Below are 13,897 nucleotides of genomic sequence, written 5' to 3'. Positions count from 1 at the left end.
TCTTGTCCTGACGTCGCTCGCGGTCTGAACCACAAGGCCGAGGCGAGCTGATATCCGGGGGCAAAGCAAGATGGTGGCGCGGGTTCGCACGGTTGCTTTCCAGGGCATCGAGGCCGTACCGGTCGATGTCCAGGTGATGATCGCGCCGGGCAAGGTCGGCATGCAGATTGTCGGCCTGGCCGACAAGGCGGTGGCCGAAAGCCGCGAGCGGGTGCAGGCGGCGCTGCACGCTTCGGGCCTGTCAATGCCGTCGAAGAAGGTGACGGTCAACCTGGCGCCTGCCGACCTGCCCAAGGAAGGGAGCCATTACGACCTGCCGATCGCGCTCGGCCTGATGGCGGCACTCGGCGCCATTCCGGGCGATATGCTGGCGTCTTATGTCGTGCTGGGTGAATTGTCGCTCGACGGCACCATTGCCGCGGTGGCCGGCGCGCTGCCGGCGGCGATCGGCGCCAATGCCGAGGGAAAAGGCCTGATCTGCCCGTTCGGCTGCGGGCCGGAAGCGGCCTGGGCGGGCAAGGATTTCGACATATTGGCGCCGCGCAGCCTGATTGCCATCGCCAATCATTTTCGCGGCACGCAGGTGCTGTCGCGGCCCGAGCCCGGCATCCATGTCTCGGCCCGCGACCTGCCCGACCTTTCAGACATCAAGGGCCAGGAAAGCGCCAAGCGGGCGCTGGAAGTGGCGGCGGCCGGCGGCCACAATCTGTTGATGGTCGGGCCTCCCGGCTCGGGAAAATCGATGCTGGCGCAAAGGCTGCCTTCGATCCTGCCGCCACTGGCGCCGAAGGAACTCCTGGAAGTCTCGATGATCGCCTCGGTGGCGGGCGAACTCGGCGAAGGCAAGCTCACCGACCGGCGGCCGTTCCGCGCCCCGCACCACTCGGCCTCGATGGCGGCGATGGTCGGCGGCGGCATAAGGGCACGGCCGGGCGAAGTGTCGCTTGCCCACAACGGCGTGCTGTTCCTCGACGAGTTTCCCGAATTCACGCCGCAGACGCTGGATGCCCTGCGCCAACCGCTGGAGACCGGCGACTGCATGATCGCGCGCGCCAACCACCGCATCACCTATCCAGCCCGCATCCAGCTGGTGGCGGCGATGAACCCGTGCCGTTGCGGCATGGCCGGCGAGCCCGGCTATCGCTGCCTGCGCGGTGAGCGCTGCCGCACCGACTACCAGGCGCGCATTTCCGGCCCGCTGCTCGACCGCATCGATCTCAGGATCGAGGTGCCTGCGGTTTCGGCCGCCGATCTGATCCGGCCGGATCGGGCGGAGAAAAGTGCCGCCGTTGCGCAGCGCGTCGCGCGCGCCCGCACCATCCAGCGCGAACGGTTCGAGCGGCTCGGCGTGACCAGCGCGACCACCAACGCGCATTGTTCGCCATCCGTTATCGAGGACATCGCGATGCCGGATGCCGCCGGCCTGTCGCTGTTGAAGGACGCCAGCGAAAAGCTCGGCTTTTCGGCACGCGCCTATCACCGGGTGCTGAAAGTCGCGCGCACGCTGGCCGATCTCGAAGCCAGAGAAACCGTCGGCCGCATTCACCTGGCCGAGGCGATTTCCTACCGCATGATGTCGGAGCGGGTGGCGCAGGCGGCGTAACGCTCCTCCTTGAGGGGAAGGTGGCCCCGAAGCGGCAGGGTGGGGGTCGCCGAAGAATGGTCGATCTTTTTGGAGCCGAGCCGAGAAAGGGCCTCTGCAATGACATTGCTTGTAGTGTCGTCCGAAGGGAGTCGGCGCACTTCACGCAGGACCCCACCCGGCCCTTCGGGCCACCCTCCCCTCAAGGGGGAGGGAAACGCAGGCGCTAATTCGCCCGCGCTTTCGCCTTCAGTTCCAGCCTCCGCCTGTGCAGCACCGGCTCGGTGTAGCCGTTCGGCTGTTCGCGGCCTCTAAACACCAGGTCGCAGGCGGCCTGGAAGGCGGTGGAATTGTCGAAATCGGTGGCCATCGGGCGGTAGAGCGGGTCGCCGACATTTTGGAGGTCGACGATCGCCGCCATGCGCCGCAGCGAATCCATCACCTGAATTTCGGAGCAAACCTTGTGGTACAGCCAGTTGGCGATGTGCTGCGAGGAGATGCGCAGCGTGGCGCGGTCTTCCATCAGGCCGACATCGTTGATGTCGGGCACTTTCGAGCAGCCGACGCCCTGGTCGATCCAGCGCACGACATAGCCCAGAATGCCTTGCGCATTGTTGTCGAGCTCGCGCTGGATCTCGTCGGGGGTCCAGTTCGGCCGCACCGCCACCGGCACCGACAATATATCATCGAGCTTCGCCTTCGGCCGGCTCTTCAGCGCCGCTTGGACGGCGTGGACATCGACCTTGTGATAGTGCGTGGCGTGCAGCGTCGCCGCTGTCGGCGACGGCACCCAGGCGGTGTTGGCGCCGGCCTTGGGATGGGCGATCTTCTGTTCCAGCATCGCCGCCATCAGATCCGGCATCGCCCACATGCCCTTGCCGATCTGGGCATGACCGGCGAGCCCGCATTCGAGCCCGATGTCGACATTCCACGCCTCATAGGCGGAGATCCAGGCGGCCTGCTTCATGTCGCCCTTGCGGATCATCGGCCCGGCTTCCATCGAGGTGTGGATCTCGTCGCCGGTGCGGTCGAGGAAGCCGGTGTTGATGAACACGACGCGCTCCTTCGCCGCGCGGATCGCTTCCTTGAGGTTGACGGTGGTGCGCCGCTCCTCGTCCATGATGCCCATCTTGATAGTGTTTTTGGCCATGCCGAGCAGCGCCTCGACGCGGTCGAAAATCTCGACTGCGAAGGCGACTTCCTCCGGCCCATGCATCTTCGGCTTCACCACATACATCGAGCCCGCGCGGGAGTTCATCCGCCGCCCGTTGGCGCCGACATCGTGCAGCGCGATCAGCGCCGTCAGCGCCGCATCCATGGTGCCTTCCGGCACCTCGTTGCCATCGCGGTCGAGGATGGCCGGATTGGTCATCAGGTGACCGACGTTTCTCACCAGCATCAGCGAGCGGCCGGGCAAGCTCAGCGCGCCACCACTGGGCGCGGTCCAGGCGCGGTCCGGATTGAGCTTGCGCGTGAAGGTTTTGCCGCCCTTGCTGATTTCCTCCGCCAGATCGCCCTTCATCAGGCCGAGCCAGTTGCGGTAGACGATGACCTTGTCCTCGGCATCCACCGCCGCGACCGAATCCTCGCAGTCCTGGATGGTGGTCAGCGCCGATTCCAGGATCACGTCGGCAATGCCGGCCGGGTCGGTGCGGCCGATCTGGTTGGTGCGGTCGATGAGGATCTCGATGTGCAGGCCGTTCTGGACCAGCAGGATGGCTTCCGGGTTGGCACCGTCGCCGCGATAGCCGGCAAATTGTTTCGGGTTGGCCAGCGTGGTGCCGCCGGCGCCGGCGCCGAGCCGCAAGGTGCCACCCGAAACCGTCAGCCCGTTCACGCCGGCCCATTTGCCCGAGGTGAGCGGCACGGACTCGTCCAGAAAACTCTTCGCCCAGGCAACCACCTTGGCGCCGCGCACGGGGTTGAAGCTTTTACCCTTCTCGGCGCCACCGGTCTCGGCAATGGCGTCGGTGCCGTAGAGCGCATCGTAGAGCGAGCCCCAGCGGGCATTGGCGGCGTTGATCGCATAACGCGCATTCATCACCGGCACCACCAGCTGCGGCCCGGCAACGGTGGCGATCTCGGGGTCGACATTGTCGGTCGACACGGAGAAGGCCGGCCCTTCGGGCACGAGATAGCCGATCTCACGCAAGAAGGTTTTGTAGGCCTCCATGTCGATGGGCGCGCCATTGGCGCGGTACCAGGCGTCGATCTCTTCCTGCATGGCGTCGCGTTTGGCCAACAGCGCCCGGTTCTTCGGCGCGAGATCATGGACGATGGACGAAAAGCCGTTCCAGAAGGCGTCGGCGGCAATACCGGTACCCGGCAGCGCTTCGCCGACAAAGTCATGCAGTTCGCGGGCAATCCGCAATCCGGCGATCTCGACGCGATCGGTCATCAGGGCTTCTCCAGATGAAAGGCTTTGCGGCCTTTGGCATGTCAGGGGTGAAGGGTCAATTCAGCTTAGGGTGAAGGCGGGGAATTTGAAGCTGCTGATCTCCCCCCTCGTGGGGGAGATGCCCGGAAGGGCAGAGGGGGGCGCGAAGGAACGCAAACCTTTCCATGACCGATCGAAACAGGCCGAGTCGCGGGGTGAGCGTCGATGAGAGGTCGGCGGGACAGCGCCCCCCTCTGGCCTGCCGGCCATCTCCCCCACAAGGGGGGAGATTACCCTAAAGCTCGTCGCGCTGAACGGATTCATACGACGCGCTTTAAGTCTTTGTTTTGGTGCATGTCGTTGTCCCAGAACCGCGGCACACTTCTGGGCGACATGCATTAAACCGCAATCCTCGGCCGACCCGATGCAACCGCCACCACATGCGCTTCGATAAACATCCGTTGGGCCTCAACCGTAGACACCTTGAACTCGGTCGAAACTTCTATCTCAGCGTTGTCGGTGCCGGCATTTTTCGCCCGCTCGGCCACAATCGCCCGCACATCAGCCTCCGCTGCCGCGATCGCCTCGGCCTCGTCCGTGAAGTCGCGCACCGTTTGCCCCGACGCCAAACGAAACAAACCTTCCCTGGGCTGGCTGACGCGGGCTTCGGCCGAGACGCGGACCTGGCCGACGACGGCGCCGAGCGCGTTGGCGACGTCGGTATCCTCCGGCACCACGCACTCATTACCGACCAGCTCGGCCAAGCCGGCATAGTGCAGCGGCGCCGAGGCGCCGAGGCCAATGACCGGACGATCGAGCGCGACGCTGAGCCTTGCGATGCCGGGATGGGAATCGACGGCGCGCTGCACCAGCGCGTGCGCGACGGTGGCGGCGCCATCCAGCCCATCCTCGGCAAAGGCTGTCTCCAGAATGTATTCGGCCGACCAGCGCGTGAGCGTCAGCAGCACGCGTTCGGAAATCACCTCCGGAGACGGCGCGATGTACTGGCCTCGCCCATCACGCTTGCGGGCAAACAGTTCGGCGGCGAGCCGGGCCGCAAGCGGGTCCCAGTTGGCCTGCTTGCCGAGCACATGGGCGGCGTCCGAGGGGGTGAAGCCCGAGATATGCACAAGACCGCGCGAGACCAGCCGGTTCAGCGTGGCGTTCTGGGCGTTCGAGGTGAGCAGCCTGTCGATGGCGAGCGGCACGGCACCAATCAGTTCATACAGTTTCGCCTCGGGCGCGGTCAGGCCGGCGGCGAGCCTGTCCGGCACGCCGGTGCGCAACGCAAAGCGGCTGTCCATGCGGCCGGGGTTGGGCGCCCTGAGCTGGCGCTCGAGCTCCGATGTCACTGAAGCACCATGCATCATGCCGGCCAGCGCCAGTGGCACCAGGCGGCGCGGCCCGAGCAGGATTTTCGGGTTGAGCGCGCCATCTTCCAGCGCCACCTCGGAATCGCCGCCGAGGCCGAAGGTGCGCATGGCGACCGCCTCGACCATGGTGCGGAAGCCGCCGACAGTGGCGCCTTCGGGATCGAGCCGAGGACGGCCGCCGTCGAGCACGGCGACATCGGTGGTGGTGCCGCCAATGTCGGACACCATGGCGTTGTCCAGGCCCGTCATGTGGCGGGCGCCGACCAGGCTGGCGGCCGGGCCGGAGAGGATGGTCTCGATCGGCCGCTGGCGGGCAAACGCCGCCGAAACCAGCGCGCCATCGCCGCGCACCACCATCAGGGGCGCTGCGATGTTGCGGGCTTCCAAAAATCCTTCGGTTGCCGCCACCAGCCGGTCGATCATCGAGATCAGCCTGGCGTTGAGCAAGGTGGTGAGCGCGCGACGCGGACCGCCGAGCTTGGCCGACAATTCATGGCTGGCGGTCACCGGCAGGCCGGTCTTTTCGCGGATGAGGTCGCGCGCGGCGAGTTCATGCGCCGGGTTGCGGGTGGCGAAATAGGCGCACACGGCAAAGCCCGACACCGAGGCGCCGAGTTCAGGGAGTGCTGCTTCCAGCCCCGACAGATCGAGCTTGGCCGCATTGCCGTGCACGTCATGGCCGCCCGGACAAAACACCACCGGATCGGTGCCGAGCGCCGTCTTCAGCCCGTCGCGCGCAAGGTCGGCCCCGGTAAAGCCGATCATGATGAGCGCCACACGCCCACCCTGGCCCTCGACCAGCGCATTGGTGGCGAGCGTCGTCGACATCGACACGAGTTTGATCGCGGCCGGATCGGTGGCCGATTTTCCCAGCACCGCATCGACCGCGCCGGAAATGCCGACGGCAAGATCGTGCCGCGTGGTCAGCGCCTTGGCCTTGGCCAGCACCTTGCCTTTTGGCCCGCCTTGTTCCGACCACAGCACGGCATCGGTATAGGTGCCACCGGTGTCGATACCGAGGAACAGGGGTTTTGGCTTGGCGGTCATGTCTGGCGGTCCGGGATTCTGCTCCCCCGCCCTTAGCCGATACGGCCCGGCTGATAAAGGCGGGAGAGGTGGGCCAGTTTGACCCTCGTCGCCGCTCATGCCCGCCAAACTTTGTAACGGTCACATTTTTTCATTGGTGCGTGGCCTGCCTTTGCGTGCACCATGCGCCGATCTCATCCCTTTCAGGACTTCGCCATGACCACGCTTCCCGGCATCGCCGACATCCATGCCGCCGCCGCGCGGCTCTCCGGCCTGATCGCCGAAACGACCTTGATCGAATCGCTGGAACTCAACAAACGCTTCGGCGGCCGCATCCTGTTCAAGCCGGAGACGCTGCAGCGCACCGGCTCGTTCAAATTCCGCGGCGCCTACAACAAACTGTCTTCGCTGAGCGAAGAAGAGCGCAGCCGCGGCGTCGTCGCCTTCTCCTCAGGCAACCATGCTCAGGGCGTCGCCGCGGCGGCTGCCATGTTCGGCGTCAAGGCGGTCATTGCCATGCCGGCCGACGCGCCGGCGATGAAGATCGCCAATGTCCGCAAGATGGGCGCCGAAGTGGTGCCGTTCGACCGCTTTCGCGACGACCGCATGACGGTGGTGCGACCCTACATGGACAAGGGCATGGTGCTGGTGCCTCCTTTCGACGATCCGGCCATCATCGCCGGCCAGGGCACGATCGGTCTCGAACTGATGCGCCAGGCAAAAGCGCTCGGCGTCAGCCTCGACGCGGTCGTCATTCCCTGTGGAGGCGGCGGCCTGACGAGCGGCATTTCGATCGCCATCAAGGATGCCTCGCCGGCCACGGCAGTCTGGGCCGTTGAGCCCGAGCATTTCGACGACACCCGCCGCTCGCTGATCGAGGGAAAAAGGGTTTCCAACGAGCCCGGCCACAGTTCGATCTGCGATGCCATCCTCACCGCAGAGCCCGGTGCCATCACCTTCGAGATCAACCGCAAGAACCTCGCCGGCGCCATCGCCGTCTCCGACAAGGCGGCCGCACAGGCGGTGCGCGACGCCATGGCCCATCTCAAGCTGGTGGTCGAACCCGGCGGCTGCGTGGCGCTGGCGGCGCTCTCGTCAGGCGAGATCGAACTGTCGGGCAAATGCGTCGCCGTCGTGCTGTCAGGCGGCAATGTCGATTTCACCACCTATGCCGAGATCATGGCCGCGGCCTGAGAACCGATATGGCAGACGCTGAGATAAGGGCGGCTCTCCATCGCCATTGGGCTGCCTCCGATGCCATGATCTCGAGACGGAGCATCAGATCTATCGCGAGGACGCGGTGCTCGATTATCCGCAATCAGGCGAGCGCATCAGCGGACGGCACAACATCCAGTCGTCGCGCGCCACGCAGCCCAACCGGAAGCGCTTTGCCGTGCGGCGGATCACCGGGTCAGGCGACCTCTGGATCACCGAATATGTCCTGACCTATGACGGGATTCCGTCCTATACGGTGAGCATCATGGAGTTCGTCGATGGCAAAGTGGTTCGCGAGACCCAGTATTTCGGCGATCCGTTCGAGCCGGGGCAGTCGCGCGCGCAATGGGTCGAACGGATACCTTGAAACACGGCGGCGGTAGATGACCGGCCACCATCCGCTCGATCGTGCCGAACTGCCTGATGATACGGCCGATCTCGCCCGCTATCTCATCGGCAAGCTCGTGGTGCGGGAGCTGCCGGAAGGCATCGTCAGCGGCCGTATCGTCGAGACCGAGGCCTATGTCACCGGCGACGCCGCCGGGCACGGCTATCGCGGCATGACGCCGCGCAACCGTTCGCTGTTCCTCGGGCCCGGACACGCCTACGTCTACCTCGCCTATGGGGTCTCCTGGATGCTCAATGTCTCGAGCGAGGGGCCGGGCACCGGTACCGGCGTGCTGATCCGGGCGCTGGAGCCGCTCGAAGGCATCGCCATCATGCGGCTGAACCGGGGCGTGGAGCGCCTGCGCGACCTGGCGCGCGGGCCGGGGCGGCTCGCCCAGGCATTGCGGATCGACCGTTCGCTGGACGGCCTCGATCTGTGCCGCCAAGGCCCGCTATGGCTGGCAGCCGACGAGCATCAGGCCGGCGACATCGGCCAAGGCATCCGCATCGGCATCACGAAGGATGCGGACCGCCCGCTGCGGTTCTATGTCAGGGGCAGTCCGTTCGTCAGCGGTCCGCGATCGCTCAATTCCTGAACGCTCAGTCGAGCGTGCGCCTGAACCGCACCAATGCGACGCCGGCAAACAAGGCCACGAACCCGACCAGCCAGGCGATCTCGCCCGCAACCGCCGGCAGTTCGGCGCCCTTCAGCATCACCGCGCGGGTGATGCGCAGAAAATGCGTCAGCGGAAAAATCTCGCCGAAGGTCTGCGCCCAGCCCGGCATGCCGCGATAGGGGAACATGAAGCCGGACAAAAGGATCGACGGCAGGAAGAAGAAGAAGGTCAGCTGCAGCGCCTGCATCTGCGTGCGGGCGATGGTCGAGATGGTGTAGCCAAGCAGCACCAGCGCCAGCACGAACACCAATACGGCTGTAAGCAGCAGCGACATCGAGCCGGTGAAAGGAATGGCGAACAGAAGCTTCGACGCCGCCAGCACCACCACCACCTGGACGCCACCGACCACAAGATAGGGCAGCACCTTGCCCAGCATGATCTCGAACGGGCTGGACGGCATGGCGAGCAGGTTTTCCATCGTGCCGCGCTCGGTCTCGCGGGTCAGCGCGATCGAGGTCATCATCACCAGGGTCATCTGCAGGATGACGCCGAGCAGGCCGGGCACGATGTTGTATTGCGAGATGCCTTCCGGATTGTAGCGCTGGTGCACCACCACATCGAGCTGGCCCCTGGCGGCCTCACTCGCCGCCTCCTGCATGCCTTGCGCCCGAAGCAGCGCCTGGCTGGCCACTTTGCTTAGCGTCGAGATGGCGCCGCTGGCGGCGGCCGGGTCGGTGGCGTCGGCCTCGATCAGGATCTGCGGATTGTCGCCACGCTCCACCCGGCGGCCGAAATCGGCCGGGATGGTGACGACGAAGGCGACATCGCCGCGCGCCATCAGGAATTCGGCATCCTCGGCACTTTGCGCGACATGGTCGAAGCGGTAGTAGCCGGTCGTCTGCAGGGCTGCGACAATGGCGCGGGTGTAGGGGTCGTTGCTGGTCGCCACCAGTGCGGCAGGCAGGCTTTTGGGATCGTTGTTGATAGCGTAGCCGAACAGCACCAGCTGCAAAAGCGGCACGCCCAGCATCATGGCGAAGGTGATGCGGTCGCGCCGCATCTGGATGAATTCCTTGATCAGCAGCGCACCGAGCCTGGCGAAGGAGAAGACGCTGTTCATGCCATATTGTCCTTCGAGCCGGACATGAACTGGATGAAGACGTCCTCGAGGCTGGTCTCGCCGGGTTTTACGCTGACGCCCTTGTGCTCCTTCTCGACATCGGCGAGCGCCTTTTCGAGCTTTGCCTTGTCGGAGCCGACGACATGCAGCGTCGCGCCGAACGGCGCCACCTGGTCGACGCCGGGCCGGTCCCTGAGTGCATCGGCGACCTGGTCGAGGCGCGGTCCCTGCAGCACGAAGGTGGTCAGACCGGCATTCGTCACCACCTCGTCCACCGTGCCGGTGGCCAGCATCTTGCCGTAGGAGATGTAGCTGATGCGGTGGCAGCGCTCGGCCTCGTCCATGTAATGGGTGGAGACCAGCACGGTCAGACCGCCGCTCGCCAGCCGGTGGATCTCGTCCCAGAATTCGCGCCGCGCCTTCGGATCGACGCCGGCGGTCGGCTCGTCGAGCAGCAGCAGCTTCGGCTTGTGCATGATGCAGGCGGCCAGTGCCAGCCGCTGCTTCCAGCCGCCCGACAGCGTGCCGGCGAGCTGGTCGCGGCGGCTCGTCAGGCCAAGCTCTTCCAGCGTCTTCGACACATGCTCCTCGACCGGCTTCAGCCGGTAGAGCCGCGCCACGAATTCGAGATTCTCGCCTATCGTCAAATCCTCGTAGAACGAGAATTTCTGCGTCATGTAGCCGACTTCGCGCTTGATGCGGAGCGACTCGGTGCGGATGTTGAAACCCAGCACCGTACCTTCGCCCTCGTCGGGCGTCAGCAGGCCGCACATGATGCGGATGGTCGTCGTCTTGCCGGACCCGTTGGGCCCGAGAAAGCCGACGATCTCGCCCTCGGCCACCGTCATCGTCACATGGTCGACGACGGTCTTGTCGCCGAAACGCTTGACCAGGCCATGAACGTCGATGGCGTTCATTTTGAGGCCGCCAGCTCGACATCGACGATCTGTCCCGGCTGCAGCGCTTGCGCCTTGCCCTCAGGCCGCGCCTCGACGAGGTAGACCAGCTTCTGCCGGTTCTCGAGTGAGTAGATCACCGGCGGGGTGAATTCCGGGTCGGGCGAGACATAGCTGACGCGCGCCTTCACCTCCGGCCCGCAGCCGTCGCAATGGACGACAAGCAGCGTGCCGACCTTGATCGACGAGAACGCACTTTCCGGGACATAGACGCTGAGCTTTACCGCACCGTCCGGCAACATCGAAATGACAGGCGCGGTCGGACCAGCGGTGTCGCCGGGATTGCGGATGACGTCATTGATGCGGCCGGGCGAGGGTGCCGCCAGCACGCGCTTCGATAGCCGCCACTCAGCCTGTTCCAACGCCGACTGTGCCTGTTTGACCTGATTGTCTGCCGCCTTGATCGTTTCGGGACGCGCAGGCAGACCGCCGACGGCGAGGTTGGCCTGCGCCTGGCCGACCTGCGCATTGGCTGTCTCCAGCGTCGCGGCGGCGGTGTCGTAGTCGGCCTGCGTGCCGGCACCGCGCTTGAACAGGTCGGCGGCGCGGTCGTATTTGCGCTTGGCATCCGTGGCCTGGGCCTTGGCCATGTCGACCTCGGCCTTCAGCACCGCGATCTCCTCCGGCCGCTTGCCGATCTGCAGGTCGGCCAGCTGCGCCTGCGCCTGGGCGAGCGCGGCCTCTGCCTGGGCGACGGCGATTTTTGCGTCGGCGCTTTCGAGAGTCACCACAGGCGTGCCTGATACAACACGGTCGCCGCGCTTGACCGCGACGGTCTCGACCTGCGCCACTTCGATCGGCGCCAGCAAGACATAGTCGCCCTCGACATAGCCGACGGCAAGCGGCGCTGCCGGCGCGCAGGCGCCGAACAGCTGGGCCACGAGCGGCAGGGAACAGAGAAAACTCATCGCTTGCCCTCCTTGCGGGCGACCGGATTTCGGGCCGCCAGTATGGCGCCAAGATTGCTTGTGACCGCCGCCACCACCTTGGCGGCTTCGGTGTTACCGATCTCGCGCCAGCCCATACGACGCATCACTGCTTCGCGGCCGATGCGGAAATAGATGACCTGGCCGATCAGCGTGAAGACCACGAGCTTGGTGGCCTCGCTTTCGGCCGGCTCGCCCGTCGCCTGTTCCCAGATCTGGCAGAGGCGGCGATGCGTCGGTTCGAACACCCCGTCATAGATGCGGTCGAGGGCGGCCGTCGGATGCGACAACTCTCTAAGTACGAATTGTACGATATCGCCCGCCTCCGGCCGGGCGACGATAAATCCTACCATCCGCTCCAATGCGGTCGAGAGCTGCGCCCGCGCCGTCTCTGAACTGGCTTGACCTTGCAGCTGCATGCCGCCGAGCGCCTGGCCGGCAACCGCCTGGATGGTCTCGACGATGTGGTCGGCGGCGGCCCCGCGGAGCCCTTCCTTGCCGCCGAAATGATAGGCGATGGAGCCGATGTTGGCCTTCGCCTCCGCCGCGATCTCGCGCGTCGAGGTGCCGTCGAAGCCCTGCCGCCCGAACAGTTTGAGCGCGGCCAGCACCAGTGCGGCGCGCGTCTGCTCGGCGGGCGATGTCTCCTGGCGAGGCATTTTGTCGGGCGCGGATTTGATCATGTGGCCTGTTTAATCAATCGATTGATTAAAGTCAAATTGATTGTCTACGGCCGCTTGCCATGTCGGGCCGCAGACGCTTTAGTGCGCGGCCATGGGCAAGGAAGTCGAACGCAAGTTCCTGGTCTCCAGCGCCGAATGGCTAGAAATGGCCGAGGCGAATATACGCATTCGCCAGTTCTATCTTGCCGCAGCACCTGGCCGCACCGTGCGCGTGCGCATCAGCGACGGCAGTTCGGCGAAGCTGACGCTCAAATTCGGCAGCAAGATCCGCGAGCGCGACGAATACGAATATGAAATTCCTCTGACTGATGCCGAGGAGATGCTGGCCTTCGCCATCGGACATGTCATCGAGAAGACACGCCACCATGTTAGGCATCGCGGCTATCTCTACGAAGTCGATGTTTTCGGCGGGATCCTAGCCGGCCTTGTGGTGGCCGAACTGGAGACGCCGGAGGATGTACCTGACGACATGCTGCCTGATTGGCTCGGCCGCGAAGTGACCGGCGAGCAGAGATTTTACAACGCGTCGCTCGCCCTAGAGCCGGATGATTTTAGGTCGGGTCGACCTAAAATCGGAATCCGGCTCTAAATCAAAAGAGATGGACCATGATGTCGTCCGAAAACCGCTTCACACTTTTCGGCATCATGCTCTAGGGGGATTCCGGAGATCGCCGCATGAGCTTTCGCATCGATCCGCGCCTGCCGCTGACCGGCGAGGTCAGGCGTATCCTTGGCGAGGAGATCGGCAAGGCGCTTGCCCATCTGGCCGTCGCGCGCGACCAGCCGGAGCAGGCATTGCACAAATGCCGCAAGCGGCTGAAGAGCGCGCGCGCCTTGCTGCGGCTGGTCCGTTCCGGAAATGAAACATTCTGTCGGACTGAGAACCAATGCTACCGTCAGGTGGCGGCGCTGCTTGCCGGGCCGCGCGAGGCGACCGCGCTGGTCGAGACCGTCGACCGGCTGGCAGCCGCCTTTCCCGAGCAGGTTGCCGGCGGCGGCCTCGACAGCGTGCGCGACCGGCTGATTGCCCGCCAGCATGAAACGCATGCCGGCGCCGGCCTCGACGCCGCCATAGGCGCGGCCACCGCCGCCTGCGAGGAAGGCCTCATCAGGATAGAGCGGCTGCTGCTCCCCGATCTGCCTGAGCATGCAGCCGATGTGCTTGCGGAAGGCGCTCGCAAGACCTTGCGCCGTGCCAGGAAGGCGCTGGACCGGGCGGGATCGCGCGGCGAAGGAGAGGATTTCCACGATCTGCGCAAGGCTGCCAAGACCCACTCGATGCATTTGTCGCTGCTCGGCCGGCTGTGGCCGACGCCGATCAAGGTGCGGCGCAAGGCAGTTGATGAACTTGGCGAAAAACTCGGCGAACTGCACGACGTCTTCGTCATGCGCGTGTTGCTCGAGGCCGACGGTGAGCCGCTCGGCGATGCGCAGGACACAAGGCTTCTTGGCAAGCTTTTGAAGCGCTCGGAAAAAAGCCTGAAGAAGAGCTGCCTTGCCGGAGCGGCCGAGTTGTTCGGCGACAGCCCCAAGCGCTCGACGAAGAAACTCGCGCGCAATGCGCGCGACGACCTCGCCGGCCCGGCATCGTCGGAAGAGGTCCCGGTCGGTTGATCATGGCCGAGGACGTCACCT

At 65.2% G+C, this 13,897-nt stretch carries 11 protein-coding genes and 1 pseudogene; 6 read left to right on the top strand and 6 right to left on the bottom strand.

The genetic code is table 11. The features are described from left to right. The first annotated feature begins 70 nt into the window (after nucleotides 1–70). Nucleotides 71–1,603: a YifB family Mg chelatase-like AAA ATPase gene (locus NKI05_RS07425; RefSeq protein WP_023814542.1), complete on the top strand. Its 1,533-nt coding sequence runs from the start codon at nucleotides 71–73 to the stop codon at nucleotides 1,601–1,603. Nucleotides 1,604–1,808: 205 nt separating this feature from the next. Here NKI05_RS07425 and NKI05_RS07420 read toward each other — a convergent pair whose 3' ends face one another. After that, nucleotides 1,809–3,980 carry a malate synthase G gene (locus NKI05_RS07420; RefSeq protein ID WP_023814543.1) on the bottom strand — a complete coding sequence of 724 codons (2,172 nt, stop codon included), beginning with the start codon at nucleotides 3,978–3,980 and terminating at the stop codon, nucleotides 1,809–1,811. 377 nt (nucleotides 3,981–4,357) lie between these two features. Further along, complete coding sequence (locus NKI05_RS07415; protein WP_023814544.1) at nucleotides 4,358–6,379, bottom strand: hydantoinase/oxoprolinase N-terminal domain-containing protein; 2,022 nt, start codon at nucleotides 6,377–6,379, stop codon at nucleotides 4,358–4,360. 195 nt (nucleotides 6,380–6,574) lie between these two features. On the opposite strand from NKI05_RS07415, the gene NKI05_RS07410 reads away from it, so the two are divergent. The 3 genes and pseudogenes from NKI05_RS07410 to NKI05_RS07400 all read left to right on the top strand — a co-directional run bounded on the left by NKI05_RS07410 (nucleotide 6,575) and on the right by NKI05_RS07400 (nucleotide 8,556). After that, nucleotides 6,575–7,552, top strand: coding sequence for a threonine ammonia-lyase (locus NKI05_RS07410; RefSeq protein WP_023814545.1), 978 nt, complete (start codon nucleotides 6,575–6,577; stop codon nucleotides 7,550–7,552). 8 nt (nucleotides 7,553–7,560) lie between these two features. After that, nucleotides 7,561–7,940, top strand: a pseudogene (locus tag NKI05_RS07405) (nuclear transport factor 2 family protein). Between the two features lie 16 nt (nucleotides 7,941–7,956). Next, nucleotides 7,957–8,556, top strand: a complete 600-nt coding sequence (locus NKI05_RS07400; protein ID WP_023673291.1) for a DNA-3-methyladenine glycosylase — start codon at nucleotides 7,957–7,959, stop codon at nucleotides 8,554–8,556. 4 nt (nucleotides 8,557–8,560) lie between these two features. Here the strand turns inward: NKI05_RS07400 and NKI05_RS07395 are convergent, their stop codons facing one another. The 4 genes from NKI05_RS07395 to NKI05_RS07380 are packed head-to-tail and all read right to left on the bottom strand — an operon-like array spanning nucleotide 8,561 to nucleotide 12,262. Beyond that, nucleotides 8,561–9,697 carry an ABC transporter permease gene (locus tag NKI05_RS07395; RefSeq protein ID WP_023696062.1) on the bottom strand — a complete coding sequence of 379 codons (1,137 nt, stop codon included), beginning with the start codon at nucleotides 9,695–9,697 and terminating at the stop codon, nucleotides 8,561–8,563. Further along, nucleotides 9,694–10,614, bottom strand: a complete 921-nt coding sequence (locus NKI05_RS07390; RefSeq protein WP_023696063.1) for an ABC transporter ATP-binding protein — start codon at nucleotides 10,612–10,614, stop codon at nucleotides 9,694–9,696. The genes NKI05_RS07395 and NKI05_RS07390 overlap by 4 nt, the downstream gene beginning before the upstream one ends. Further along, nucleotides 10,611–11,561 (bottom strand): HlyD family secretion protein, encoded by a 951-nt coding sequence (locus NKI05_RS07385; RefSeq protein ID WP_023814546.1) that lies wholly within the window; start codon nucleotides 11,559–11,561, stop codon nucleotides 10,611–10,613. The genes NKI05_RS07390 and NKI05_RS07385 overlap by 4 nt, the downstream gene beginning before the upstream one ends. Beyond that, nucleotides 11,558–12,262, bottom strand: coding sequence for a CerR family C-terminal domain-containing protein (locus NKI05_RS07380; RefSeq protein WP_023814547.1), 705 nt, complete (start codon nucleotides 12,260–12,262; stop codon nucleotides 11,558–11,560). Before NKI05_RS07380 ends, NKI05_RS07385 begins: the two co-directional genes overlap by 4 nt. Before the next feature lie 91 nt (nucleotides 12,263–12,353). On the opposite strand from NKI05_RS07380, the gene NKI05_RS07375 reads away from it, so the two are divergent. Continuing rightward, nucleotides 12,354–12,851, top strand: a complete 498-nt coding sequence (locus tag NKI05_RS07375; RefSeq protein ID WP_023814548.1) for a CYTH domain-containing protein — start codon at nucleotides 12,354–12,356, stop codon at nucleotides 12,849–12,851. 86 nt (nucleotides 12,852–12,937) lie between these two features. Continuing rightward, nucleotides 12,938–13,876: a CHAD domain-containing protein gene (locus NKI05_RS07370; RefSeq protein WP_023814549.1), complete on the top strand. Its 939-nt coding sequence runs from the start codon at nucleotides 12,938–12,940 to the stop codon at nucleotides 13,874–13,876. Nucleotides 13,877–13,897: the final 21 nt, after the last annotated feature.

The sequence above is a fragment of the Mesorhizobium sp. M0771 genome, from assembly GCF_040320155.1.
GTDB lineage: Bacteria > Pseudomonadota > Alphaproteobacteria > Rhizobiales > Rhizobiaceae > Mesorhizobium.
The sequence above is the reverse complement of the archived record's forward strand: the minus strand, read 5'-3'. Positions and strand labels throughout refer to the sequence as shown.